The organism is Streptomyces sp. McG3 (assembly GCF_018619185.1).
GTDB lineage: Bacteria > Actinomycetota > Actinomycetes > Streptomycetales > Streptomycetaceae > Streptomyces.
Genome location: NZ_JAAXYC010000002.1, coordinates 59,654 through 85,246, shown reverse-complemented (window position 1 = coordinate 85,246; position 25,593 = coordinate 59,654). Strand labels below are relative to the sequence as shown.

Annotated in this window: 14 protein-coding genes; 9 read left to right on the top strand and 5 right to left on the bottom strand. The window is 72.5% G+C overall.

All coding sequences use genetic code 11. The annotated features are described in order from the left end of the window. Positions 1-32: 32 nt before the first annotated feature. From HET64_RS39765 to HET64_RS00715, 3 genes are read right to left on the bottom strand one after another with little or no spacing between them, the layout of a single operon-like run. Positions 33-908 (bottom strand): bifunctional 2-polyprenyl-6-hydroxyphenol methylase/3-demethylubiquinol 3-O-methyltransferase UbiG, encoded by an 876-nt coding sequence (locus tag HET64_RS39765; RefSeq protein ID WP_215101091.1) that lies wholly within the window; start codon positions 906-908, stop codon positions 33-35. Further along, positions 905-1,552, bottom strand: a complete 648-nt coding sequence (locus HET64_RS00720) for a DUF2064 domain-containing protein (RefSeq protein ID WP_215101089.1) — start codon at positions 1,550-1,552, stop codon at positions 905-907. The genes HET64_RS39765 and HET64_RS00720 overlap by 4 nt, the downstream gene beginning before the upstream one ends. Beyond that, the gene (locus tag HET64_RS00715) at positions 1,549-2,316 is read right to left on the bottom strand and encodes a glycosyltransferase family 2 protein (RefSeq protein WP_215101088.1); all 768 of its coding nucleotides are present in this window, start codon (positions 2,314-2,316) and stop codon (positions 1,549-1,551) included. Before HET64_RS00715 ends, HET64_RS00720 begins: the two co-directional genes overlap by 4 nt. 118 nt (positions 2,317-2,434) lie before the next feature. Between HET64_RS00715 and HET64_RS00710 the strand changes: the two genes are divergently transcribed. Both HET64_RS00710 and HET64_RS00705 read left to right on the top strand, forming a co-directional pair. Then, positions 2,435-3,232 (top strand): response regulator transcription factor, encoded by a 798-nt coding sequence (locus HET64_RS00710; protein ID WP_215101086.1) that lies wholly within the window; start codon positions 2,435-2,437, stop codon positions 3,230-3,232. Continuing rightward, positions 3,229-4,335 carry a sensor histidine kinase KdpD gene (locus HET64_RS00705; RefSeq protein ID WP_215101084.1) on the top strand — a complete coding sequence of 369 codons (1,107 nt, stop codon included), beginning with the start codon at positions 3,229-3,231 and terminating at the stop codon, positions 4,333-4,335. Before HET64_RS00710 ends, HET64_RS00705 begins: the two co-directional genes overlap by 4 nt. On the opposite strand, the gene HET64_RS00700 is transcribed toward HET64_RS00705, so the two are convergent. Together HET64_RS00700 and HET64_RS00695 are read right to left on the bottom strand one after the other, a co-directional pair. Then, positions 4,316-5,413: an NAD(P)-dependent oxidoreductase gene (locus tag HET64_RS00700; protein WP_215101082.1), complete on the bottom strand. Its 1,098-nt coding sequence runs from the start codon at positions 5,411-5,413 to the stop codon at positions 4,316-4,318. The genes HET64_RS00705 and HET64_RS00700 overlap by 20 nt on opposite strands. A gap of 509 nt (positions 5,414-5,922) precedes the next feature. Continuing rightward, positions 5,923-6,870 carry a methionyl-tRNA formyltransferase gene (locus tag HET64_RS00695; protein WP_215101080.1) on the bottom strand — a complete coding sequence of 316 codons (948 nt, stop codon included), beginning with the start codon at positions 6,868-6,870 and terminating at the stop codon, positions 5,923-5,925. 248 nt (positions 6,871-7,118) lie between these two features. Between HET64_RS00695 and HET64_RS00690 the strand changes: the two genes are divergently transcribed. From HET64_RS00690 to HET64_RS00660, 7 genes are all read left to right on the top strand, one after another. Further along, entirely contained in the window at positions 7,119-8,477 is a 1,359-nt protein-coding gene (locus tag HET64_RS00690) for a lysine N(6)-hydroxylase/L-ornithine N(5)-oxygenase family protein (RefSeq protein ID WP_215101078.1), read from the top strand. A 71-nt stretch (positions 8,478-8,548) separates the two neighbouring features. After that, the gene (locus HET64_RS00685) at positions 8,549-9,607 is read left to right on the top strand and encodes an iron ABC transporter permease (RefSeq protein WP_215101076.1); all 1,059 of its coding nucleotides are present in this window, start codon (positions 8,549-8,551) and stop codon (positions 9,605-9,607) included. Positions 9,608-9,645: 38 nt separating this feature from the next. Next, on the top strand, positions 9,646-10,707 hold the full coding sequence (locus HET64_RS00680; RefSeq protein WP_215101074.1) for an iron chelate uptake ABC transporter family permease subunit: 1,062 nt from the start codon (positions 9,646-9,648) through the stop codon (positions 10,705-10,707). A gap of 37 nt (positions 10,708-10,744) precedes the next feature. Then, on the top strand, positions 10,745-11,614 hold the full coding sequence (locus HET64_RS00675; RefSeq protein ID WP_215101066.1) for an ABC transporter ATP-binding protein: 870 nt from the start codon (positions 10,745-10,747) through the stop codon (positions 11,612-11,614). A 136-nt stretch (positions 11,615-11,750) separates the two neighbouring features. Next, the gene (locus HET64_RS00670; RefSeq protein ID WP_215101064.1) at positions 11,751-12,800 is read left to right on the top strand and encodes an iron-siderophore ABC transporter substrate-binding protein; all 1,050 of its coding nucleotides are present in this window, start codon (positions 11,751-11,753) and stop codon (positions 12,798-12,800) included. Between the two features lie 46 nt (positions 12,801-12,846). Continuing rightward, entirely contained in the window at positions 12,847-14,634 is a 1,788-nt protein-coding gene (locus HET64_RS00665) for an ABC transporter ATP-binding protein (RefSeq protein WP_215101062.1), read from the top strand. Between the two features lie 59 nt (positions 14,635-14,693). Continuing rightward, positions 14,694-25,592, top strand: coding sequence for a non-ribosomal peptide synthetase (locus HET64_RS00660; RefSeq protein WP_215101060.1), 10,899 nt, complete (start codon positions 14,694-14,696; stop codon positions 25,590-25,592). The last annotated feature ends 1 nt before the right edge of the window (position 25,593 follow it).

The window sequence follows — 25,593 nt, the reverse complement described above, 5'->3', positions numbered from 1 at the left end:
TACGAGGCCGCCGCCGGCACCTCCCCGGACGTCTACTTCGGCAACTGGCTGCTGATCACCGGCGTGCTGTTCGCACTCTCCGCGCTCTGGCTGCTGGTCCGGGGGCTCCGCTCCCGTACCGGCCGGCGCAGCGAGACGAAGGTCCGCCCCTCCGCGCCCCACTGATCGGCCGTGAGCCAGCCGCCCGCGCGGGCGTGTCGCAGCAGGGCAGGCGTCCCGATCCGCGCCCACGGGAACGGCTCGGCGTCGCGCGCGGAGGCGGGGACGGTCCTCCCGTCCGTTCCGTCCCGGCCGTCGTCGAGCCGGACCCGGACCCGCTCGTCCACGTCGACGGGGGCGGTCTCGGCGATCAGCAGCCCGCCGACGCCGAGCAGATCGGCCGCCCGGTCCAGCAGGGCGGCCGGGTCGCCCCCGATGCCGATGTTGCCGTCGAGGAGCAGAAGGGTGCCCCAACGGCCCTCCCCGGGCAGCGGGTCGAACACGCTGCGGAGCAGAGCGGCGCCGCCGAGCCCGCGCGTGCGGGCCACCGCCGCCTCGCTGACGTCGATGCCCAGCGCCCGGTGTCCGAGCGAGGCCAGCTCCGCCACCAGCCGCCCCGGCCCGCAGCCGATGTCCAGCACCGGCCCCTCGCACCGGTGCAGCGCGGACAGGTCGGCGGAGCCCGCGTGGGAGCACCAGCGCTCCACGTCCAGCGGCAGCAGCCAGCCGTCGTTGCGGCGCAGGAACAGCGGACCGCGGCCGGTGCGCAGGGCGTTGGCGTACGGGTCGGCGCCCCAGGGAGCGGTGCGGACCGGCGCGGCGCCGGGGGCGTCCGTGGAGCCGACGGCCGCTCCGTGGGCGTCCGGGGCCCCGACGCGGTCGCCCGGGGCCGGGGAGGCGAGCCCCGACGAGGGCACGGTCGTACTCATCGCACCCCCGCCCCGGTCAGTCGGCCGAGCGCCGCGGCGAACCGGCCGCCCGGCGCCGCCGACGCGACCCGGTGGGCGTCGGCAGCGGTGTCCACGTCGACCAGGACCGGCAGATCGCGCACGGCGAGCCCCGCCTCCACCAGTCTGCGCCGCTGCACCGCACCCGTTTCCGGGACGGACATCGGCACTCCGCGCAGCAGAGCGGGATCGGGATCCGCCAGGCCCAGGGCCCAGAAGCCACCGTCCTCGGCCGGACCGAACCAGGCCCCGGCGCCGTCCCAGGCGCCCGGGGCGAGAGCGGGGCCGAGCAGCGCGGACGTGATCTGCGGGGTGTCCATGCCGACCAGCAGGGCCGGCCCCGTACACCCGCCGAAGGCCGCGGCGAGACGTTCGTCGAGGCCGCCCGCGCTCTGCGGCACCACCTCGAAGCCCGGAGGCACCCAGGGGCCCGGCCGCCCGTCGAGGACCAGGACACGCCGCCGTGCGGGCAGGGCGAGCACGGCGTCCAGGGTGTCCGCGAGGGCCGCGGCGGCGAGCTCGGCGGCCTCGGCGGGGGAGAAGGGCGGGCAGAGCCGGGTCTTGACCCGCCCCGCCACCGGCTCCTTCGCGATGACCAGGAGCTCCGTGGGTCCGTACGCGCTCATCGAACGGCCTCCGTCTCCGCGCGCCCGGCCCGGTCGGACGCCCGGTCCGCCGGTGGCTCCCGCAGCACGCCCCGCATGTCGCGCACCGCCTGCCAGGTCCCGCGCCAGGTGCCGGTCACCTTCGACTTCCCGGTGCGCGGCCGGTAGGGGACGTCGCTCTCGGCGACCCGCAGCCCGGCGTCCGAGGCCCGGACCACCATCTGGAGCGGATAGCCGCTGCGCCGGTCGGTGAGGTCCAGGGCGAGCAGATCGCTCCGGCGGGCCGCCCGCAGCGGGCCGAGGTCGTGCAGCCGCAGACCCGTGCGGCGGCGCAGCATCCGGGCCAGCGCCAGATTGCCGGCGCGCGCGTGCGGCGGCCAGGCGCCCCGGCCCTCGGGGCGGCGGCGGCCGAGCAGCAGATCGCACTCGCCGTCCGCGATCCGCCGCACGAAGCCGGTCAGCAGCGCGGGGTCCAGCGAGCCGTCGCAGTCGCAGAAGCAGACGAACTCGGCCTCGGCGGCGAGCAGCCCGGCGTGGCAGGCCGCGCCGAACCCGCGCCGTTCCTCCGTGACGACGTGCGCGCCGAGGGAGCGGGCGAGCTCGGCCGAACCGTCGGTCGAGCCGTTGTCGACCACGATCGCGCGCCAGCCGTCGGGGACGCGATCGAGCACCCAGGGCAGCGCGGCCGCCTCGTCGAGGCAGGGCAGCACGAGGTCGGCCCTGGGCAGGCCGGTGTGCGGGGCGGGCGGAAACGGAAGAGCGGCAGAAGAATCGGTCACCCGCATCACCCTACGGAGACAACTCCGGCATTCAGGGCATCAGGTTCTTACGAAACATGGACATCGGCCGGATGGGGGCAGTCGGCCCCGGGTGTCCCGGGGCGGGGGTGCCACAGTGGAGGCCATGGAGAACACCCCGCCCGCCCGGCATCCGGAGCCCGTCCAGCAAGGGGCGCGCGGCCGGGTCCTCGTCGTGGACGACGACCCCACCGTCGCCGAGGTCGTCGTCGGCTACCTGCACCGCGCCGGCTACACCGTCGAGCAGGCCGGCGACGGCCCCGCCGCGCTGACACGGTTCGCGGCACACCGGCCCGACCTCGTCGTCCTGGATCTGATGCTCCCCGCCATGGACGGGTTCGAGGTCTGCCGCCGGATGCGTGAGCACGGCCCGGTCCCCGTCATCATGCTCACCGCCCGCGGTGACGAGGAGGACCGCGTCCTCGGACTGGAGACCGGCGCCGACGACTACGTCACCAAGCCGTTCAGCCCGCGCGAACTGGTCCTGCGGGTCGACTCCGTGCTGCGCCGCGCCCGGGCCGCCGTACCGACGGACGGGGCCGGCCCGCTGTCCGGGGGCGGACTGAGCCTCGACCCGGCGGCCCGGCAGGCCTACCGTGACGGGCGCGGACTGGCCCTGACGCTCCGGGAGTTCGACCTGCTCGCCTTCCTCCTCCGGCACCCCGGGAAGGCGTTCGGGCGGGAGGAGCTGATGCGGGAGGTCTGGGGGTGGGACTTCGGCGACCTGTCGACGGTCACCGTCCACATCCGCAGACTGCGCGGCAAGGTCGAGACGGATCCCGCCCGCCCCCGGCTGATCCGCACCGTGTGGGGCGTGGGCTACCGCCTGGACGCCGAAGCGGACCGTACGGAGGAGGGCGCGGCCACCGCCCCCGTGCCGCCGGCCGGGGGCCGTTCGCGGTGAAGGACGTCCTGCTCATCGCGCTCTTCGCTTTTCTCGGCGCGGCGGCCGCCGGGCTCCTCGGCGCGGCCGTCCTGCGTCTCCTGCGGCACCGGTCGCTGGTGGTCTCGCTGAGCGTCGTCGCCGGGGTGGCCGTCACGGCGATGCTCGCCGGGACGCTGACGGTCGCCTGGGCGATGTTCCTCTCGTCCCACGACCTCTACGTCGTCACGACCGTCGTCGCCATGGCTGCCCTGGTCTCACTGGCCACCGCCGTCCTGCTGGGCCGCTGGGTTGCGGCCCACAGCCGTGAACTGACTCTGGCCACGCGGTCGTTCGGCGACGGCGGCACATTCGCGACGCCCGCCGGGCAGCCCACCGCCGAGCTGGCCGAACTCGCCCGCGAACTGGCCGCCACCAGTGCCAAGCTGGACAGCTCCCGGGAGCGGGAACGCGCTCTGGAGGCCTCGCGGCGCGAACTCGTCGCATGGATCTCCCACGATCTGCGCACCCCGCTCGCCGGGATGCGGGCCATGGCCGAGGCGCTGGAGGACGGCATGGCCGCCGACTCCGGGCGCTATCTGCGGCAGATAAGGACCGAGGTCGAGCGGATGAACGGCATGGTCGGCGACCTGTTCGAACTCTCACGGATCCAGGCCGGTTCGCTCACCCTGGCACCGGCCCGGATCTCCCTCTACGACCTGGTCGGCGACGCGCTGGCCGGGGTCGATCCACTGGCCCGTGAGCACGGGGTGCGGCTGATCGGCGACCGGATCGACGAGGTGCCGGTGGAGGTGGACGGCAAGGAGATGAGCCGGGTCCTGGGCAATCTCCTGATCAACGCCATCCGCCGCACCCCGCCCGACGGCACCGTGGCCGTCGCGGCGCACCGCTCCGACGGCGGTGTCGTGCTGTCGGTGACCGACAGCTGCGGCGGCATCCCGGAGGAGGACCTGCCCCGGGTCTTCGACACCGGCTGGCGCGGCAGCCACGCCCGCACCCCACCCGCCGGCGCGGGCCTCGGCCTCGCCATCGTGCGCGGCATCGTCGAGGCGCACGCCGGGCGCGCCGAGGTGCGCAACGTACAGGGCGGTTGCTGTTTCTCCGTCACGCTCCCGACAGCGTGACGGCGCTCGCCTCCCGGCCGGCCGCCGAACCACGCAGCGGGGCCGCCGCGAAGTCCGCCATCCCCTCGGCGAAGGAGACCCGGGGCCGCCAGCCCAGTTCCTCGCGCAGCGCCCGCGAGTCCGCCGTGACATGGCGGACGTCCCCGAGGCGGTACTCCCCGGTCACCACCGGGTCCGGCCCGCCGTGCGCGCCGGCCAGCGCGGCGGCCATCTCCCCGATGGTGTGCGGCTCGCCGCTGCCGGTGTTGTACGCGGCGAAGGACGCGGGCCGCCGCTCCCGTACCGCCTCCAGGGCCACCGCGTTCGCCGCCGCCACATCATGGACGTGGACGAAGTCGCGCCGTTGGCCCCCGTCCTCGTAGACGCGGGGGGCCTCGCCGCGCGCCAGGGCCGAGCGGAAGAACGAGGCGACACCGGCGTACGGGGTGTCGCGCGGCATCCCCGGCCCGTACACGTTGTGGTAGCGCAGCGACACCGCCCGGCCGCCCGTCGCCCGTGCCCACGCGGCGGCGAGGTGTTCCTGGGCCAGCTTCGTCGACGCGTACACGTTGCGCGGGTCCACGGGCGCGTCCTCGGCCACCAGGCCGGGCGTCAGTTCCGCCCCGCAGCCGGGGCAGCGCGGCTCGAAGTTCCCCGCCCGCAGGTCGCTCTCCGCGCGCGGCCCGGGGCGGACCGTGCCGTGCCGGGAGCAGGCGTAGCGGCCCTCGCCGTAGACCACCATCGACCCGGCCAGCACCAGGTCCCGGACCCCGGCAGCGGCCATCTCCGCCAGCAGCACCGCCGTACCGAGGTCGTTGCACCCCACGTACAGCGGGGCGTCCGCGAAGTCCTTGCCGAGGCCGACCATGGCCGCCTGGTGGCACACGGCCTCCACCCCGGCCAGCGCGTCCGCCACCGCCTCCCGGTCCCGGACGTCCCCGACGACCACCCGGTCGCCCGGCGGTTGCGCAGGGGTGCCGCCGGCGTGGGCCGAGGGCAGCAGGGCGTCCAGCACCACGCTCTCGTGCCCGGCCGCGGCGAGTGCGGCGACGACATGTGACCCGATGAACCCGGCTCCGCCGGTGACCAGTACGCGCATGACCGCCACGCTAGGGCCCGGCGAGCCGTCGGGCCGGGCGCGGCGCGCACACGTCACGGGTCGGTAAGGACGTGTCCGTCGGTCCAGGCCGCTGTTCCGGCCGTACCCCCCGGGCCCGGGGCGACGTGACGACGGCGGGCTGACCGGGCGGCCGGGACGTCCGCCGGTGCCCTGCCCCGGTGGGCGGGCGGTCCTCCCGGACGCGCTCGCCGCGGACATCACGCATAAGGTTGCACCTTAAACAACTCATGTCGGGGGAGAGGAGCGGTCCCTTGATCGGCCGGTGGGCGACACGGCGGGCGAGCGACCGGATGCCTGGGCCGAGGCCGTGGTGGCCGGGCTGTATGCCGCGAGGGACGCGGAGCGCGCGCCGCCGGACCATGTCGCCGGGCCGGAAGAAGAAGTCGGAGCTCAAGGGGTACCGCCTGGTCCGCGTCGATTCCTCGACGGCCCCGCGCGCCGGCCCGGTCCGCTGAGCGGGAGCCGGGCGGCGGCCCGCTCGCCCCGGATCAGGGGCGGCCGGTGAGGTAGCCGCCCATCGAGGTGAAGTACTCGGTCGCGGGCAGCTCGCGGCCGTCCTCGGTCCGTACGCGCGTGATCGCGAGGCCGTGGTTGCGGCCCGTGCGGGCGTCGGCCCCGGCGACGATCACCACGCCCTCGCCCTCCCGGTAGAACACCCGGCCGGGTGTGCCGCCGTAGCGGTTCTGGGACACGACGGCGGAGAGGACCTCCAGCCGCCGCCCCCGGTGGAAGGTGAAGGCGCAGGGGTAAGGGGCGGACTGGGCGCGGATCAGCCGTTCGAGATCCTCGGCGGGCCAGTTCCAGTCGATGCGGATGTCCTCGGCCGCGCGCTTGTGGAAGAAGGTCGCCTTCGACCGGTCCTGCGGGGTGAACTCGGTCCGCCCGGAGGCGATGAGGGCGAGTGCGCCGATGGTGACCGGGGCGATGAGGTCGACGGTGCGGTGGAAGAGATCGGTGGCGGTGTCCGTCGGGCCGACCGCGATCGCCTCCTGGCGGACGATGTCGCCGGCGTCGAGTTCGTCGTCCATCAGGTGCGCGGTGACGCCGACTTCGCTCTCGCCGTTGATCAGCGCCCAGATCAGGGGCGAGAATCCGGCGTACTTCGGCAGCAGCGAGTCGTGGACGTTCAGCGTGCCGTGGCGGGGGAGGCCGAAGATGCGCGGCGGTATCCAGGTCCTCCAGTTGTTGGCCACGATGATGTCCGCGTCCGCCTCCTTGAGGCGCTCGAACAGCTCCTCGTCGTCGGGGCGTTCGCGGATCAGGACGGGGACCCCGTGCTCCTCGGCGAGATCGGCGACGGAGTCGCTCCAGATCTTCTCGTACGCGTGCTCACTCCTGGGGTGCGTCACGACCAGCACCACCGTGTGCTCGGATTCGAGGAGGGCCTGCAGGGTGCGGTGCCCCCAGGTCTGGTAACCGAACATGACGACCCGCATGGGTTCCTCCTCGGGGCAGGGATGGGCCGGGCAAGTAAAGCAAGCCTCACCTGAGTCGGCAACACTGCATGCTGTCGGGCATGAGTGACGGACCATCAGCGCACTGTCATCTCATTTGCCCTATCGACAAGGCTTGTTAGTCAGCTTAGGCTCACCTAAGTCGAAGTGGGCGGTTCCGTCGGCCTGCCCGCCTTTCGCCATCAACCCCCACGCCTGACAGGCGACTTTCCCAGACGAATGGGAGTGACATGTCACAGGTTCTTCCTGGCGACACACCACTGGTCCACGACCTCATCGGCATCGGCTTCGGCCCGTCGAATGTGGCCATGGCGATCGCGCTCAGCGAGCACAACAGCAAGGTCGGCAGGCAGGATTCGGTCACCGCCCACTTCTTCGAGCAGCAGGCGAGCTTCGGCTGGCACCGCGGCATGCTCATCGACGACGCCACCATGCAGGTCTCCTTCCTCAAGGACCTGGTGACGCTGCGGAACCCAACCAGCGAGTTCAGCTTCCTCTGCTACCTGCAGAGCAAGGGCCGGCTGATCGACTTCATCAACCACAAGAACCTCTTCCCGCTGCGGGTGGAGTTCCACGACTACTTCGAGTGGGCCGCGGCCAAGGTCGACGACCTGGTCTCCTACGGCCACGAGGTCGTCGCCGTCGCACCGTTCGTGCACGACGGGACGGTGGAGTACCTCGACGTGACCGTCCGGTCCGGCGAGGGGCTGGCTGTCCACCGGGCCCGCAACCTCGTCATCGGAACCGGGCTGCGCCCCCTCATGCCCGAGGGTGTGGAACGCGGGGAACGCGTCTGGCACAACTCCGACCTGCTACGGAAGGTCGACGGCCTGGAGAACGCCTCGCCCTCGCGGTTCGTCGTCGTCGGCGCCGGCCAGAGTGCCGCCGAGAACGTCGCCTATCTGCACCGCCGTTTCCCGGACGCGGAGGTCTGCGCGGTCTTCTCCCGCTACGGCTACAGCCCCGCCGACGACAGCAGCTTCGCCAACCGGATCTTCGACCCCGAAGCGGTCGACGACTACTTCGCCGCCCCCGAGGAGGTCAAGAGCCGGCTGATGGCCTACCACGGCAACACCAACTACTCCGTCGTGGACATCGATCTGATCGACGACCTCTACCGCCAGATGTACCGCGAGAAGGTGCTGGGAACCGAACGGCTGCGCTTCCTCAACGTCTCCCGGGTCACCGGAGTCGAGGAGAGAGCCGACGGGGTCCGGACGACCGTGAAATCCCTGGTGACCGACGAGGAGTCGGAACTGGACGCCGACGTCGTGGTGTTCGCCACCGGATACAGCCCCGCCGACCCGCTCGGGGTCCTCGGCGAGGTCGCAGAGCGCTGCTCGCGTGATGCCGCCGGCCGCGTACGGGTCGAGCGCGACTACCGGATCGTGACCGACCCCGGCCTGCGCTGCGGCATCTACCTCCAGGGCGGTACGGAGCACACGCACGGCATCACCACCTCGCTGCTCTCCAACACCGCGATACGGGTCGGCGAGATCCTGGACTCCCTGCTCGACCGCCGGGTCAAGTCCACCTCCGACGAGTCCCGGCCGGTGCCGGAGGGGGCCGGCGGCGCCACCCTGCCCTAGGGCCTCTCGTTTGGATCATGCCGGGCGGGCCCCGCGGGACCGCTCCGATCAAAGGGATATCGTTCCTCGACATGTTCACGACTGAGGTGGAGCGCCCCGTGCCAGGGGGGACGACCGACACCCGCCGACGGCGGGTCGTCGGGCTGGGCGTCCTCGCGGCGGCCCTGGTGATCGCGGCAGCGGTCTCCTTGGCCGTCGGGGCGCGCGCGTTGAGCCCCACCGAGGTCTGGCACGGGCTGTTCGCGGACCCCGAGCCCGACCAGAAGCTCACCGAGATCCGGCTCATCGTGCAGACCGTGCGCGTGCCCCGCACGGTCCTCGCGATCGTGGCGGGTCTGGCCCTGGGCGTGGGCGGTGCGCTGATCCAGGGGTACACCCGCAACCCGATCGCCGACACGGGACTGCTGGGCGTGAACGCCGGAGCCTCCTTCGCCGTGGTGTCGGTCATCGCCCTGTTCGGGTTCACCGACCCGTTCCAGTACGTCTGGTTCGCCTTCGTGGGCGCGGGGATCGCCGGCGTCGTCGTCTTCGGCCTGGCCAGTATCGGCAGGGGCGCGGGCAACCCCCTGACCCTCGCTCTGGCCGGGCAGGGCGTCACGGTGTTCCTCGCGGCGATGACCACGGCGGTGGCCCTGTCCGACCAGAAGTCGCTGAACGCGCTGCGGTTCTGGAACGCGGGTTCTGTCGCCGGCGTCGGCTTCGACGTCATCTGGCCGGTGACGGGGTTCATCGCCGTCGGGCTCGTCCTGGCGCTGATCACGCTGCCCGCCCTCAACCTGCTCAACCTGGGCGACGACGTCGCGCGCGGCCTGGGAGTGAACATCGCGGTGAGCCGGACCATCGGCATCGTCGCCATCACGCTGCTGGCGGGGGCCGCCACCGCGGCGAGTGGCCCCATCGCGTTCCTCGGGCTCATGGTGGCCCACGTGGCCCGCTATCTGACCGGCCCCGACTACCGCTGGCTGGTGCCGTACGCGGGGCTGCTCGGCGCCGGCGTGCTGCTGGTCTGCGACATCGTGGGCCGCCTGGTCGTGCGGCCGGGAGAGCTGGAAGCGGGCGTCGTCGTCGCCCTTCTCGGAGCCCCGTTCTTCGCGCTCCTGGTGTGGCGAGGAAAGTTCAAGAGCGCATGAGGCGGGTTCACGAGCAGATGAGGGAAGTCCAGGAGCCCATGAGCGGAACCGAAGTGCGAGCGCCGATGCCGCCGGGCGTGCGGCTCGGCCGGGTGTCGTTCGTCTGGCGTCCCTGGCTCGTACTGGTCACGCTGGTGCTCGCGGTGGCGGCCTTCCTGGTCTTCTGCCTGTCCATCGCCGTCGGTGACTTTCCCATCGGCCTCTCCCGGGTCATCGCCACCCTCTTCGGCCGGGGCGAACCGGTCGACGCGTTCGTGGTCATGGACCTCCGGATGCCCCGGGCGCTGGCCGGTCTCATCGTGGGCATCGCGCTGGGCCTCTCCGGGGCCATCACACAGTCCGTGGCCCGCAATCCGCTCGCCAGCCCGGACATCCTGGGGATCACCACCGGAGCCGGCGCCGTCGCGGTGTTCCTGGTGACGACGACGGGCGGCACCGCCGCGGCGATCACCGGTTCGGTCGGGCTCTCCTCGGCGGCCCTCCTGGGCGGCCTCGGCACGGGGCTGCTGGTGTACTTCCTCGCCTGGCGACGCGGGATCGACGGCTTCCGGCTCATCCTCATCGGCATCTCCGTCACCGCGGCGATGCAGGCCGTCACGGTGTGGCTGCTGGCCTCCGCCGACATCCGGGACGTGGCGCGCGCCCAGGTGTGGCTGATCGGCTCGCTGGACAACCGGAGCTGGGACGAGGTCCGGGTGGCGTTCTGGTGCACGCTCGTCCTGCTCGTCGTCGTGGCCGCGGTGGCCTTCCCGTTCAAGCCCATGCACCTCGGCGACGACGTCGCCGCCGGGCTGGGCGTACGGTTCACGCGGGTTCGGGCCGTCCTGCTGCTCTGTGCCGTCCTGCTGGCCGCGGTGGGGGTGAGCGCGGCCGGTCCGGTGCCGTTCGTCGCCCTGGTGGCACCGCAGGTGGCGATGCGTCTGGCGCGCTGGTCCACCCCGCCGCTGATCGCCTCCGGCCTGGTGGGCGCGCTGCTGCTGATCGGCTCGGACCTGGTCGCCCGCGCGGCGCTGCCGATCGGTCTGCCGGTCGGGGTGGTCACCGCGGTGATCGGGGGACCGTTCCTCGTCTACCTGTTGGTACGGGCGAACCTCCGGTAGATGGTAGAAGTAAGGCGAACCTCAACAAGGGGGGCTTGTGGCCGCTCAGTTCACCGCCCGGACCGAAGTGGGCGTCGAGGACGTCCCACGGCTGGCAGCCAGGGGCATCACCGTCGGATACGGCGACCGTACGGTCATCGACAAGCTCGACGTCACCGTTCCACCCGGGGTGATCACCACGATCATCGGCCCCAACGGGTGCGGAAAGTCCACCCTGCTGCGGACCCTGAGCCGGCTGCTCAAACCGGCCGGCGGTTCCGTCGTGCTGGACGGTGAGGACATCGGCAGGCTCCGCACCAGGGACGTGGCGAAGAAGCTCGGGCTGCTGCCGCAGGCGCCGGTGGCGCCGGAAGGGCTGACCGTCGCCGACCTCGTCGCCCGCGGACGTCATCCGCACCAGAGCTGGTTGCGGCAGTGGTCGTCGGACGACGCCGACGTCGTGCGGCGCGCGCTGGCCATGACCGGGGTGGCGGACCTGGCCGACCGGCCCGTCGACTCGCTGTCCGGCGGCCAGCGCCAACGCGTGTGGATATCGATGACCCTGGCTCAGGGCACCGACCTGCTGTTGCTGGACGAGCCGACCACCTACCTGGACCTGGCCCACGCGATCGACGTACTCGACCTGGTCGACGATCTGCACGAGTCGGGCCGCACCGTGGTCATGGTCCTGCACGACCTGAATCTGGCCACGCGCTACAGCGACAACCTCGTCGTCATGCGGGCGGGGGCCGTCCTGGCGCAGGGACACCCCCGGGACGTGATCACCGCCGAGCTGCTCCACGAGGCGTTCGGGCTGCGGGCCGAGGTGATCGACGATCCGGTGGGCGACCGCCCGCTCATCGTGCCGATCGGCCGCACACACGTCCGGCGCGAACCGTCGAACGGGCCCGCCCCGCAGGGCCGCTGACCATCCGGCGGATGCAACTCATCCTGACCGGTGGAAAGTTATCCGGTTAGGCTAGGCTGGCCTCACTTACTCGGGGTACAGTCTGGCTGCCCTCGTACCGGGGCGCAGTGGACAGTGCGAAAGCAAGGGATTCCGGATGTCTCTCCATCGAACGACGCTTGTGAAGCCGTGGCAGCGGCTGGCCGCGGCCGTGTCCGCCGCGACCCTCGGCGTCGGTCTCCTCGCGGGATGCGGTACCGATTCGGCGGACGAGAAGAAGAACGACGACGCTCCCGCCGCCGGGGGCGCGTTCCCCGTCACGGTGGAGCACGCGTTCGGATCCACCGAGGTCAGCAAGGCTCCCCAGCGGGTCGTCACCGTCGGCTACACCGACGACCAGGCCGTCCTGGCGTTCGGCGTCAAGCCGGTCGGCATGGTCGACCAGTACCCGAACCCGGCCGGGCAGACGCCCGACATCAACACGCAGTGGCCCTGGGTGAAGGACCAGTGGGGCGACACCCGCCCCGAGGTCGTCATGAAGAACGGTGACGCGGGCCCCAACTTCGAGAAGATCGCCTCCCTCCGGCCGGACCTGATCATCGCGGTCTACTCCGAGGTCGACAAGGCGGCCTACGAGAAGCTCTCCAAGATCGCCCCGACCGTGGGCCGCACCAAGGGCGAGAAGGAGCTCTTCAGCGCCCCGTGGCAGGACAACGCGGTGCACATCGCCAAGGCGCTCGGCAAGGAGAAGGAGGGCGCCGAACTGGTCAAGGGCATCCAGACCAAGCTGGACACGGCCAAGAAGGCACACCCCGAGTTCGGCGGACAGAAGGCCGTCGCCCTGTCCTGGTACAAGGACTCGATCTCGGCGTTCACCTCGACGGACGTGCGCGGCCGCCTGGTCACGGGCACCGGATTCACCTACCAGAGCGAGATCGACAAGATCGCGGACGGCGGATTCTCCACCGAGCTCTCGCCCGAGCGCATCGACCTCATCGACGTCGACCGGATCTTCGTCATCAACGACAAGGCCGACACCGACGCGCTGAAGAAGTTCGAGCTGTTCAACAACCTCCCGGCCGTCAAGAACGGCAAGGTCTCCTACCTGCTGGACAGCGAGGGACCGGCGATCGGCGCGGCGATGTCCCAGGGCACCCTGCTCTCCCTGCCGTACGCGATCGACGAACTCGTCGCCTCGGTCAAGTAGCGATGACGAGCCGACGCCCCCTTCCCCCGCGAGAACCGGTCTCCGGGTGACTGCCATCGAGACCCCCGTCGCCGGGACGACCCTGCGCACGGCCACCGGACGCGAGGCCACCCGCTGGGTGGCCGAGCACTGCCGGCGGGCGCGGTGGCTGACCGCCGCCACCGTGCTCACCACGGTGGCCGGGGCCGCGTTGCAGGTGCTCCCGGTGCTCCTCCTCAGCCGGGTAGTCGACGGGGTGGCCGGGGGCGAGTCGCGCTCGATACTGCTCACCGTCGGAGTGCTGATGGTGGGGGCGGCGCTCCTCGGCGCGGCGGCCTCCGCGGCCTCCACGTACCTGATCGGGAGACTCGGCGCCGAACTGCTCGCACGGCTCCGCGAGGAAGCCGTGCGAGCCGTTCTGGGGATGCCGAGCGCGCGGGTGGAGCAGGTGGGGCGGGGGGACGTGCTGTCCCGCGTCGGCGACGACGTGGCCGTGCTCTCCAAGGGCATCCGTACGGCCATCCCCACCGTGTTCTCGGCCGGGGTCCTGGTGGCCATCGCGACGATCGGCATGTTCGGTCTCGACTGGCGGCTCGGCCTGGCGGGAGCCGGTGCCCTGCCCGCCTACGCGCTGGCGCTCCGCTGGTACCTGCCCCGCTCGGCGCCGCTCTACCGCGAGCAGCGGGTGGCCCAGGCCGATCGGGCGCAGGCTCTGATCAGTGGACTGAACGGCATCGACACGGTCCGCGCCTACCGTATGGAGGACTCCGTACGGGAGAAGGTCACCAGCGAGTCGTGGCGGGTGCGGAACCTCGGCGTCGAGGTGTTCCGCTTCTTCGGACGGTTCGTCGGCCGGGAGAACCGGGCCGAGTTCATCGGCCTCGTCCTGATCCTGGTCGTCGGGTACGCCCTGCTGGAGGCGGACGCCGCCACCCTGGGCGAGGTGTCGGCCGCCCCGCTGATGTTCCACCGCCTGTTCACCCCGCTCGGCGCCATCATGTTCACCTTCGACGAGGCGCAGAAGTCCGGCGCGAGCCTCACCCGGCTGGTCGGCGTGTTCTCGGAGCCCTCCGAGAAACGGCTGGTGGGCGACGGCTCGGTGGCCGCGGCCGACGACGCGCCCCACCCCGTCACCGTACGGGACCTGACGTTCACCTATCCCGGGGCCGAGGACCCGGTCCTGCGGGGCGTGTCCCTGTCCATCCCGGCCGGGGGCTCCCTCGCCCTGGTCGGGGCGACGGGCGCCGGCAAGTCGACCCTGGCCGCGCTGGTCGCCGGCATCGGGAGACCACAGGCCGGGTCGGTGCGCATCGGGACGCACGACCTCGCCGGGACGGACGAGGCCGGCGCGCGCGCCCTGGTGAGCATCCTGACCCAGGAGACCCATGTGTTCTCCGGCCCGCTCGCCGACGACCTGCGGCTCGCCGCACCCGACGCGAGCGACGACGAGCTGAGGGACGCGCTGCGGACGGTCGGCGCCGGGGGATGGCTCGACCTGTTCCCCGACGGACTGGACACCACGGTCGGCGAGGGCGGCGAACGCCTGGACGTCACCAAGGTCGCCCAGATCGCCCTGGCCCGGCTGGTGCTCAGCCGGTCACCCGTGGTCGTACTCGACGAGTCGACCGCGGAGGCGGGCAGTGAGGGCGCGGCCGAGTTGGAACGCGCCGTGCTGGCCGCCTGTTCCGGCCGGACGACGCTGTTCGTGGCCCACCGGCTGACCCAGGCGATGGCGGCGGACCGGATCGCCGTGCTGGACGCGGGGCGCGTGGTGGAGGAGGGGACGCACAGCGAACTGGTCGAGCTGGGCGGCCAGTACGCCCGGCTGTGGCGTGCGTGGCGAGAGGGCAGTTGAGCGCATTCCGGCCGAGTGCCGGGTCGATTCGCATACCGCGGAAGGGTGCTGAGACTTCGATGTCCGAACCGAACGGTTCTCGCCTGGAACTTTCCCCCGCCCGGCTGGCCGCCGTACGCCGGCGGCTCGGCGACCACAGCGACCGGACCATCGTCGAAGCGTGCACCGTCGCCCTCGCGTACTGGGCGACCGGCATCGCACCGGACGGCATGGAGCTGACACCCGCCACGCCCTTTCCCGACGTCCTCGGACGGATCCACGACGGAACCGGCGGAACCGGCGGTCGGCCGGTCGACGCCGAGTGTCCCGGCGTCGCCGTGCCGGCCGGGATCGACCCGGCCGACGCCCGGCGGGCCCTCGACGACCTGGCCGACTTCCCCGACCGGCCTCTCGGCACCATCGGCCCGTCCGGTCCCCGTGCCCGGGCCGAGGAACTGGCCCGGTGGAACGACACCCGGGCGGACCGGGTCCGCCCGACCGTCATGGAGATGTTCCGCGAACAGGCGCGCCAGAGGCCGGACGCCGTCGCGATCATCGACGAGCACCGATCGCTGACGTACCGCGAAGCGGCCCGGCTGTCCGCCCAGTTGGCGCACCACCTGATCGAACGGGGCCTCGGCGCGGAACAGGTCGTCGGCATCTCGCTCGGCCGCTCCGCCGAGATGGTCGTGGGCCTCCTCGCCGTGCTGCAGGCCCAAGGCGCGTTCGTCCCCCTCGACCCCCAGTGGCCCGCCACCCGCAGGAACGCCGTCGTCGAGGACGCCACGGTCGTGCTGCAGCTCAACTCCACGGGCAAGGCCGACGCGGGGGAACCGGACGCCGTCTCCGTCGACCTCGGTGAATGGAAGTACGGGGCCCACCCCGTGGACGCGCCCGACGTGCGCGTCCCCGGCGCCTCCCTGGCCTATGTGATCTTCACGTCCGGCTCCACCGGACGGCCCAAGGGCGCCATGATCCGACACGAGGCGATCAGCGAACGCCTGTTGTGGCAGTCCGCCGAGATCCTGCGCTTCGGTCATGACGACGCGGCGCTCTTCAAGGCGCCGCTCTCCTTCGACATCTCCGTCAACGAGATCTTCCTGCCGTTGGTCACCGGCGGCCGTCTCGTGATCCTGCGGCCCGGCGGCGAACGCGATCCGCACCACCTGCTCGCCGTCATCGCCGAGCAGCGCGTCACCTTCACCTACCTGGTCTCGTCCATGCTGGACGTCCTCCTGGAGATCGCGGGCGACTCCGGCCGTCTCGACTGCCTGCGGCACGTCTGGTGCGGCGGCGAGGTCCTCACCCCGGAGCTGTACGAGCGGTTCCGCGACCGCCTCGGCATCCCCCTGTACCACGGCTACGGTCCCGCCGAGACGACCATCGGCGTCTCCCACGTCATCTACCGGGGAGCCGCGACACGCCTGTCGACCTCCATCGGCAGGGCCAACCCCAACACCCAGCTCTACGTGCTCGACGACGAGTTGCGGCCCGTACCGGTCGGCGTAGGCGGCGAGCTGTACGCGGGCGGATTCCTTCTGGGCCGCGGATATGCGGGCGCGCCGGGCCTCACCGCCTCCCGCTTCGTGGCCAACCCCTTCGCCTCGGACGGTTCCCGGCTGTACCGGACGGGCGACCTGGCGCGGTACGCCCCCGACGGCTCGCTGGACTTCCTGGGCCGCGCCGACAACCAGGTCAAGATCCGCGGCATGCGGCTGGAGATCGAGGACGTCGAGGCCTCCCTCGCCGAGCACCCCGGCGTACGGCACACCTGTGTCGTCGCGAGGAAGAACACGGTGGGCGGCACCTACCTGATCGGATACGTCATCCCGTCCGGCGACCACCAGGACCTGAGCGCGGACGATGTCAGGGAATGGGCCACGGCGAGCATGGTCGAGTACATGGTGCCCGCCCACCTCGTCGTTCTGACGGAGTTCCCGCTCACCGCGAACGGCAAGATCGACCGGAAGGCACTGCCGGAACCCGCCGTGGGCACCGGAGCCCCGGTGGCGCCCGCCACCGAGAACGAGCGCCTGGTCGGCGAGGCGGTCGCGCGGGTGCTGCGGCTGGACAGCGTCGGCGCGGACGACGACTTCTTCCAGCTCGGCGGAGACAGCATCCTGGCGATCTCCCTCCTCAGCGCCCTGCGCGAGGTGGGCCTCCACGTGAGCGCGCGACAGATCTTCACCCACACCGTCGTCGGGGCGCTGGCGGCGGTGGCGAGTGCCGAGTCGGTCGCCGCCGTCGACCACGGTGACGTCGCGACCGGCACCGTCGCCGGTTCGCCCATCGTCCAGTGGCTGGGCGAGACCACGGACGCGATCGACGGCTTCGTGCAGTCGGTCGTCCTCAACACCCCGGCGGAGCTGACCGCCGACGCCCTCGACGACATGCTCGCCGCCGTGCTCACCCGGCACGACATGCTCCGGGCCAAGCTCGTACGCGGCGAGCGCTGGGGCTTCGACATCCCGCCGGCCGGGAAGACCGCACCCTGCTGGGAGGAGAGCGACGCCCCGCCCGGGGAGTGCGTCGCCCTCGCCACCGAGGCGCTCGAACCGGACGACGGCGTCATGCTCCGTGCCGTCTGGCGCCGCGAGGCACGCCAACTCGTGCTGGTCGCCCACCACGTGGTGATCGACGGAGTGTCCTGGCGCATCCTGATGGACGACCTGGCCACGGCCTGGCGTCAGCGCTCCACCGGCGCCCCCGTCGATCTGCCCCCGGTCGGCACCTCCTTCCGGCGCTGGACCCAGCTGCTGGGCCGCGCGTCGTTCGACACCGACCGCGGGCACTACGCCACGCGGCTGCCCGCCGCCGACGCCCCCATCGGCAGGCGTGCGCTCACCGCGGCCGACACCGTGGAACGGGAGCGGACCCTCACCGTCTCCGTCGGGCCCGCGACCACGTCCGCACTGCTGGGCGAGATCCCCGCGAAGTTCCACGCCGGCGTCAACGACGTCCTGCTGACCGCCGTCGCCGTCGCCCTCGCCCGCCTGCGACGTGACCGGGGGCAGGACCAGACGTTCGCCCACATCGAACTGGAAGGGCACGGGCGCGAGGGACGCTTCGTCGCGGCCGCGGCCGGGTTCGACCCCGACCTGTCGCGTACCGTCGGCTGGTTCACCACCCTGTTCCCGGTTGTCGTGGATCCCGGAACGGCGCCCGATCCCACCGCGCCCGCCTACCTCGCCGCCGCCCTCAAGGCGGTCAAGGAAGACCTCGCCCGCGTACCGAGCAACGGAATCTCCTACGGCGCCCTGCGCCACCTGGCCGGCGACGGGCCGGCCGGCCCGTCGCCGCAGGTCCTCTTCAACTACCTGGGCCGCTTCGGCGCCGGCAGCACCGAAGACTGGCAACGCGGGATCAGCACAGGGCAGCTGGGTGAGCAGCGCGACCCGGCGATGCGGCTGCCGCGCGCCCTGGAGTTCAACGCGATCGCCGAACCCGACGAAAGTGGCGCGTACGAACTGGTCACCACCATCTCCTGGCCCGACGGCATCTTCACCGAGAAGGACATCACCGCCCTCGGCGACCACTTCCGCACCGCTCTCACGTCACTCGCCGCGCTCGACGACGGTGGCCACACGCCCAGCGACTTCCCGCTGGTGCCGCTGACCCAGGCCGACATCGACATCCTGGACGGCCCGGCGCTCCACGACATCCTGCCGCTGACCCCGCTCCAGGAGGGCCTCTACTTCCACACCGTCTACGACGACGACGCCACGGGCGCCTACGTCGAGCAGCAGCTGCTGACCCTGGACGGCGACGTGGACGCCGACCGCCTCGCCGCGGCCGCCACCCGGCTGCTCACCCTCTATCCCAACCTGGCCGCCCGCTTCACCGCGCTCGCCGACGGCCGGGTCGTCTCCGTCGTCGAGACCGGCAGGACCGCGCCCTTCGTCACCCTGGACCGCCCCGGGCTCACCGACGAGGAGATCCGCGACCTCGCCGAGCAGGACCGCAGGGCCGGCTTCGACCTCGCCGCCGGGCCGCTGATGCGGTACACGCTCATCCGCGCCGGCGCCCGCCGCACCGTCCTGGTGCAGACCGTGCACCACATCATCGCCGACGGCTGGTCGGTGCCGCCGATGCTCCGCACCCTGCTGGCCGAGTACCACGCGCCGGGATCGGTGTACCCGATCGGCGGCTACCGCGACTACGTGGACTGGCTCTCGGGACGCGACCGGGGCGAGAGCGACCGGGTGTGGCGCGAGGAGCTCGCCGGACTGCCGGGCCCCTCCCTGGTCGCCGAGGGGCACACCCCCTCCCAGCGGTTCGCCGACGTCTCGGCCGAACCTGCCGACGACATCGACGCGGCGGCACGTTCGGCCGGAGTATCCCTGAGCGTGGCCGTGCACAGCGCCTGGGCGGCGACCCTCGGGGGCATCCTGCACAGCAGGGACGTCGTCTTCGGTTCCACCGTCTCCGGACGTGACGCCGAGCTCCCCGGCATCCGGGACATGGTCGGCCTCTTCATCAACACCATTCCCGTGCGAGCCCGTTGGACCGCGCACGACACGGCGTACGACCTGCTCGACGCCGTGAAGCGGCACCAGGGCGCGGTCCTGGCGCACCAGCACGTCTCCCTCGCGCGGATCGGCCGGCTGAACGGCACAGGCTCGCTCTTCGACACCCTGGTCGTCTTCGACATCGCGACCGACGTGGCCGCCCTGCGCGGACCGGACGACACCCTCACCATCGCCGCCATCGTCAACGAGGGGGCACCGCACTACCCGTTGACGCTCGTCGTGGAACGGGCACAGGACGGCCGCTCGCGCTTCAACCTGATCTACGACGGCGACCTCCTGCGCCCCGAAGGCGCCGGGGCGATCCTGGACACGTTCACCCGGAACCTCACCGGACTGCTCGGCCGCCCGGACGACCCGGTCGACCGGCTGGTCGCCACGCCCGGCGGCGCCCCGGCACACGAGGCGTCGACGACCCTGGTCGAGCTGTTCGACGCCGCCGCGCTCGGCGACCCGGCGGCCACCGCCGTCACCCAGTGCGCGCTGGACGGCACCACCCGCTCCCTCACCTACGGCGAACTCGCCCACGCCAAAAACGAGTTGGCCGCCGCACTGTGCGCGGCAGGGGTCGGGCCGGGGCACCGGGTCGCCGTCGCCGTCCCGCGTTCGCTGGAACAGGTCGTCGCCCTCGTCGCCGTCGTCACCGCCGGAGGCGCCTACGTACCGCTGGACCTGGCCTATCCGGACGAGCGGCTGGAGTACATCCTCGCCGACGCCGCCCCGCAGGTCGTCCTCGTGGACCGGGAGCAGCGCGGACGCTTCACCGGGTTGCTGGCCCGGGCGGGCGTGCGGGCCCGGGTGCTCGTCCAGGGCGACGAACACCCCCTGGACACCGGCCTCCCGGCGGTCGCTCCCCGGGACCCCGCCTATGTCATCTACACCTCCGGCTCGACCGGGCGGCCCAAGGGCGTCGTCGTCCCGCACTCCGCGGTGACGACGCTCCTCGCCAACACGCGTAACGACGTGGGCCTCGGACCGGACGACGTAGGGGTCCAGTTCCACTCCTTCTCCTTCGACTTCGCCGTCTGGGAGCTCTGGGGCACCCTCGTGCACGGCGGCGAACTGCTGGTCCCGGAGTACGCGCTGACCCGCTCGCCGGTCGACTTCCACCGGCTGGTCCGGGAACGCGGCGTGACCGTGCTCAACCAGACCCCGTCCGCCTTCCACCGGTTCATCGAGGCGGACCTGCACGCGGCGGAGCCGGTCACGGCGTTGCGCCGTGTCATCTTCGGCGGCGAGCCGCTCGACCTCGGGCGACTGCGCGGATGGGTGGAGCGGCACGGGACGGGTTCCCCCGAACTGGTCAACATGTACGGCATCACCGAGACCACCGTCCACGTCACCCACCGGGTCCTGACGGACGAGGACTTCACCCGGGGCGACGACGCCGGCCCCATCGGACGGCCGGTCCCCGGACTGACGGCCTATCTGCTCGACGACCGGCTGCGACCGGTGCCGCCGGGCCGGGTGGGCGCCATCTACGTCGCCGGCGACCAACTGTCCCTGGGCTACCTGGGGCGCCCCGGACTCACCGCGGAGCGGTTCGTGGCCGACCCGTTCGCCTCCGACGGCTCCCGCATGTACCACACGGGCGACCTCGCCCGCCGGACCCTCGACAGCGAGCTGGAGTTCGCTGGGCGCGCCGACGACCAGGTGCAGCTGAAGGGATTCCGGATCGAGCCGGGCGAAGTGGAGAGCGCGATCCGGGAGCTCGACGGCGTCGTCGACGCGGCCGTCACCGTGGCGGACGGCGGCGACCACCTGGTCGCCCATGTCGTCGGCGAGCCGCCCGCGGACCTCACCGGCCTGCTCGCCGCCCAACTGCCCGCGCACATGGTGCCGGGCCGGGTGCTGCCGATAGACGCCCTGCCACTGACCGTCAACGGCAAGCTGGACCGGAAGGCACTGACCGAGCGGGCCGCCCAGCACACCGACCCGCCGCAGGAGATCCCACAGCCCACCGGCGACACCGCTCTCACCTCCCTGACCGGCATCTTCGCCGCAACGCTCCCCGGTGCCACCGTGCACGCCGACACCGACTTCTTCGGCGCGGGCGGCGACAGCATCGTCGCCATCACCGTGATCAACCGGGCCCGGGCGCTCGGCCTGCGGATCACCCCCCGCGACGTCTTCCTGTTCCGGACGCCCCGCGCCCTCGCCGGCCACGTGGCCGACCACGCTCCGCAGGCCGTGCCGGCGCCGGCGTCCCGCCGCGCGGACGGACCCCTTCCCCTCACGCCGATCATCCTGCGCCGGCGCGAGCTGGGCGCGTCGCTCTCCGGCTTCGCCCAGGCCAGGACCGTGACCGTCGCCGACGGCACCCGTCTCGACGACATCCGGCGCGCGGCGAACGCCCTCGTGGCCGCACACCCGGCCCTGCGCCTGCGGCTGCGCGTCGAGCACGGCGTGTGGGCCCTGCGCACCGAACCCGCCCGTGAGGCCGACGTCGGCACCCCGGACACCACCGACGCCGTCACCGCGGCGAACGAGGCCGCCGGACGGCTCGACCCGGAGACCGGGGACGTCATCGCGTTCTCCTGGCTCGCGGCGCACCGCACCCTGGTCGTCACCGTCCACCACATCGCCGTGGACACGGTGTCCTGGCTGATCCTCCTCGACGACCTGGCCACCGCCCTCACCGGGGCCGCCCTGCCGGAGCCGACCACCTCCTACGCCGCCTACGCCGAAGCGCTCGCCGTGCGGACCGCCGAGCAGACCGACGACCCCGGCCACTGGATCACCACCCTCCGGGCCCCGGCGCTGCTGCGCACGGTCCGGGGCCACCGCGGGAGGACGGCCGTCCTCCCGCCCGGAGCGAGCGACCTGGTGACCCGCGGCGCACCCGGCGCGCTCGGGCTCGGGCTCACCGAGCTGCTGGGCGGAGCCCTGCGCACCGCGCTGACCCGGATCCAGACCACGCCCACCGACCTCGCCGTCGAGCTGGAGCGACACGGCCGGGTCCCGGCCGCGGAGCACCACGACTACTCCCGTACGGTCGGCTGGTTCACCTCCATCGCCCCCGTACGCCTCACCGCCCACACCGACCCCGTCGCCTCGGCGCGCGAGATCACCGAACGCCAGCCGGACGAGGACGGGCACGTCGCCTACGGCCGCCTCAGATACCTCAACGCGCAGACGGCCCCCCTGCTCACCGCGCAGCCGCAGGTCCTGTTCAACTACCTCGGCCGGGGCGGCGAGTCGGACGCCCTGCCGATCACCACGGGCGACCCGAACAGCCCCTACGCCGTCGAGGTCAACGCCTGGACCGATGAGGCCACCGGCTGCCTCCACGCGGCCTTCACCCTCGCCGAGGGCATACCCGACGCGATCACCGATCACTGGCTCGCCGCCCTGGAACAGATCGGGAACGCCTCCGAGACGGCCGAGCGCACCGCACCGGTCACCCCACTCCAGCGGGGCCTGTTCTTCCAGGCCCAGCTGGCGGGCGCGGCCGGGCACTACGTCGCCCAGAGCTACTTCGCCTTCGACCGGCGCCTGGACACCGACGCGCTGGCCGAGGCGATGGCGTACGTGATCGCACGCCACCCCGTCGTCGGCGCGGGCTTCACCACGGACGACGACGGAAGCCCGGTCCAGGTCCTCAAGGCCGGCCGACGGGTCGCCGTCCGCACCGTCGCCCTGACGACGGAGGCCGAGGTCGAGGCCCTGCGCACCCGGGACCGCGAGCAGGGCTTCGACCCGGGCGAGCCGCCGCTCGTCCGGATGACCGTCGTGCGACTGCCCGACGGCCGCGACGGCCTGCTGCTCAGCTACCACCTGCTGCTCTGGGACGGCTGGTCCCGCGAGATCCTGCTGCGCGACCTGTTCGACGCGTACGAGGCCGTGGTGGCGGGCCGGCCGTGGGACGCGACGCCGGCCGCGCCGGGCTTCGAGGAGTACGCCCGGACGCTCGCCGCGAAGGACCCGGCCGTCTCCGAGCGCTTCTGGGCCGAGTACCTGGCCGGCCTGCCGGGACCGACGCTGCTCGCCGGGCCGTCCCCTGACCTCATGGAGGAGCTGCCGCGACCGCTCGTGCACACCCTGTCCGCCGAACTGTCGGAGCTGCTGCGCGAAGCGGCGCGGACCCGGGGCGTCACGCTGAACTCCGTACTCACCGGCGCCTTCGGTCTCCTCCTCGGAGCCCGCACCGGCCGCGCCGACGCGGTCTTCGGCGTAACGGTCTCGGGCCGCGAGGGCGAGGGACACGGCGACATCGTCGGCGTCCTGCTCAACACCGTCCCCCTGTGGACCCGGGCCCGGCCCGACGAGACGGTCGACGCCTACCTCTCGTCCGTGCAGGCGGCGCGCGTGGCGGCGATGGACCACGAGCACCTGGGGCTCGGCGAGATCCAGCGGGCCGGCGGGCACGACACCCTGTTCGACAACCTGTTCGTGCTCCAGAACTTCCTGGACCCGGACGCCTTCGCGGAGATGAACGCCCGCCACGGCATCACCTCCGTCCGGGCGGACGACTCCACGCACTACCCGTACACCTGGGTCGTCACTCCCGGCGACCGGCTCACGGTCAAGCTGGAGCACCGCCAGGGAGATCCCGACAGCGCCCGCCGTCTCCTGGAGGACTACCTGCGCGTCCTGGAGGACGTCGCGCGGGCCACCGGACCGGTGGGCGCGCTGCGCGGCCTGGGCCCGGACCCCGAACCGGCCGGGCGTACCGAGGTCGGCACGGACACCGTCGTCGACCGCTTCGACCTGGCGGCCGAGCGCGATCCGGGGCGCATCGCGCTCGTCGCCGACGGCGCCACCATGACCTTCGCCGAACTCCGGGAGCGCAGCCGGGCCGTGGCGGGTGTCCTCGCCCGGCGCGGCATCGGACCCGAGACGACCGTGGGCCTGGCGATCCCGCGCTCCCTCGACTGGATCGCGGCACTTTTCGCGGTGCTGCGCGTCGGGGCCGCGTACGTACCGCTGGAGCTCGACCACCCGGACGAGCGGATCGCGGCCATCGTCGACGACGCCCGCCCCGAGGTGATCCTCACCGTGAGCGCGGTGTCGCCCCGGCTGAACGGCGAACTGATCGAACTGGACCGCCCGTTGCCGGAGGCCGAGCCGTACACGACGTTCGCGCCGGAGGACCCGGACCGCCTGCGCCACCCCGCGTACACGATCTACACCTCCGGCTCGACCGGGAAGCCCAAGGGCGTCGTGACCGAATACGCGGGTCTCACCAATATGCTGATCAACCATCAGCGCCGGATCTTCGAGCCCGTCCTCGCCGAACACGATCACCGGATCTTCCGGATCGCACACACCGTGTCCTTCGCGTTCGACATGTCGTGGGAGGAGCTGCTGTGGCTCGCCGACGGCCATGAAGTCCACATCTGTGACGAGGAGTTGCGTCGGGACGCCCCCAGGCTGGTCGCGTACTGCGTCGAGCACGGCATCGACGTCGTCAACGTGACGCCCACCTACGCCCAGCAACTGGTCGCCGAGGGGCTGCTGGAGGATCCGGAGAGGCGGCCCGCGCTGGTGCTGCTGGGCGGCGAGGCCGTCACCCCGACGCTGTGGCAACGGCTCGCGGAGACCGGGGGCACGGTCGGCTACAACCTGTACGGGCCCACCGAATACACCATCAACACCCTCGGCGTCGGCACCTTCGAATGCCAGGACCCGGTGGTCGGCGTGGCCATCGACAACACCGACGTGTACGTCCTGGACCCATGGCTGCGTCCGCTGCCCGCCGGAGTGCCCGGCGAGCTGTACGTGGCGGGCATCGGCATCGCCCGCGGCTACCTGGGCCGGAGCGCCCAGACCGCACACCGCTTCGTCGCCTGCCCCTTCGGCCGCCCCGGGGAGCGCATGTACCGCACCGGGGACCTGGTGATCCGCCGGCCCGACGGAAACATCGCCTACCTGGGCCGCACCGACCAGCAGGTCAAGATCCGCGGCCACCGGGTCGAACCCGGCGAGGTCGAGGCCGTGTTCGCGGCCCACCCGGCGGTCCGCTTCGTCGCCGCGGTCGCCCAGCCCGACCCGGGGGTGGACGGCGGCCACCGACTGGCCGCCTATCTGGTCCTCGCCGACTCCGCGGACCTGGTGCGGGTCGCACACGAGGTGGGTGCCGGACTGCCGGACTTCCTGCGCCCCACGCACTTCGCCCAGGTGGACAGCATCCCGCTGACCGTGAACGGGAAGGCCGACACCAAGGCGCTGCCGGAGGCCAGGCCGCTGGGCGCGCTGACCACGGCGGGGGAGCGCGGCCCGGAGACCGGGACGGAGAGCACCGTCTGCGAGTTCTTCGCCGAGGCGCTCGACCTCGACGACGACGAGGTCAGCGCGGTCGGCGACTTCGTCTCCCTCGGCGGGCACTCCATGCTCGCGGTGCGGCTGATCGGGCTCCTCCGCCGCGAGTACGGTCCTGTCATCACCATCCGTGACCTGTTCACCCTGCGAACGCCGGAAGCGATCGCCCGCCACCTCGATGAGAACTCCTGAA

What these genes read in the sequence shown, in the direction of transcription:
- HET64_RS00710 (WP_215101086.1), top strand. Translation starts at nt 2,435, where the DNA reads ATGGAGAACACCCCGCCCGCCCGGCATCCGGAGCCCGTCCAGCAAGGG.
- HET64_RS39765 (WP_215101091.1), bottom strand. Translation starts at nt 908, where the DNA reads ATGAGTACGACCGTGCCCTCGTCGGGGCTCGCCTCCCCGGCCCCGGGC.
- HET64_RS00690 (WP_215101078.1), top strand. Translation starts at nt 7,119, where the DNA reads ATGTCACAGGTTCTTCCTGGCGACACACCACTGGTCCACGACCTCATC.
- HET64_RS00680 (WP_215101074.1), top strand. Translation starts at nt 9,646, where the DNA reads ATGAGCGGAACCGAAGTGCGAGCGCCGATGCCGCCGGGCGTGCGGCTC.
- HET64_RS00720 (WP_215101089.1), bottom strand. Translation starts at nt 1,552, where the DNA reads ATGAGCGCGTACGGACCCACGGAGCTCCTGGTCATCGCGAAGGAGCCG.
- HET64_RS00685 (WP_215101076.1), top strand. Translation starts at nt 8,549, where the DNA reads ATGTTCACGACTGAGGTGGAGCGCCCCGTGCCAGGGGGGACGACCGAC.
- HET64_RS00700 (WP_215101082.1), bottom strand. Translation starts at nt 5,413, where the DNA reads ATGCGCGTACTGGTCACCGGCGGAGCCGGGTTCATCGGGTCACATGTC.
- HET64_RS00715 (WP_215101088.1), bottom strand. Translation starts at nt 2,316, where the DNA reads ATGCGGGTGACCGATTCTTCTGCCGCTCTTCCGTTTCCGCCCGCCCCG.
- HET64_RS00660 (WP_215101060.1), top strand. Translation starts at nt 14,694, where the DNA reads ATGTCCGAACCGAACGGTTCTCGCCTGGAACTTTCCCCCGCCCGGCTG.
- HET64_RS00695 (WP_215101080.1), bottom strand. Translation starts at nt 6,870, where the DNA reads ATGCGGGTCGTCATGTTCGGTTACCAGACCTGGGGGCACCGCACCCTG.
- HET64_RS00670 (WP_215101064.1), top strand. Translation starts at nt 11,751, where the DNA reads ATGTCTCTCCATCGAACGACGCTTGTGAAGCCGTGGCAGCGGCTGGCC.